This is a genomic window from Microcystis sp. LSC13-02 (assembly GCA_002282935.1).
GTDB lineage: Bacteria > Cyanobacteriota > Cyanobacteriia > Cyanobacteriales > Microcystaceae > Microcystis.
Window position 1 is genome coordinate 27,887 of sequence record MTBT01000009.1, and the last position, 673, is coordinate 28,559.

Genomic DNA, 673 nt, shown 5'->3' on the forward strand with positions numbered 1-673 from the left:
CGAAGGGGAAAGATTTAGAAAAAGCCACACAACAGGCTAAGGATTATTTCCCCAATTTAAAGGAACATGAGTTACCGCGTTATATTTTAGTATCGGATTTTCAACGGTTTAAATTATATGATTTAGATGCGGGTAATGAAGCGGAATTTGAATTAAGTAATTTTGTTGATAATGTTCATTTATTTGATTTTATCGCAGGTTACGAAAAGCGAGTTTATAAAGACGAAGATCCCGTCAATCTTCAAGCAGCCGAGTTAATGGGAAAACTTCATGATTGCCTGAAAGAAATTGGTTATATGGGGCATGATTTGGAAGTTTATCTAGTGCGGTTATTATTTTGTTTATTTGCCGATGATACGGGTATTTTTAATCAGGGTATTTTCTGGGAATATATTGATCTACATACCAAAGAAGATGGCAGTGATTTGGCGATGCACATCGCTTCTATTTTTCAGGTTTTGAATACACCAGAAGCAAAAAGATTAAAAAATCTCGATGAGAATTTAACTCAATTTCCCTACATAAATGGCAAGTTATTTGAGGAGTCGTTACCTTTAGCGGCTTTTGATAGCAAGATGCGATTCATGTTATTAGAAGCTTGTGCTTTTGATTGGGGAAAAATTTCTCCTGCTATTTTTGGCTCTATGTTTCAAGCGGTAATGAATCCAAAAGA

At 35.1% G+C, this 673-nt stretch carries 1 protein-coding gene; it reads left to right on the forward strand.

The window, feature by feature from the left end:
- Window positions 1-673, forward strand: a 673-nt coding sequence (locus BGL89_RS00470) for a type IIL restriction-modification enzyme MmeI (RefSeq protein WP_353743899.1), incomplete at both ends; no start/stop codon positions are given.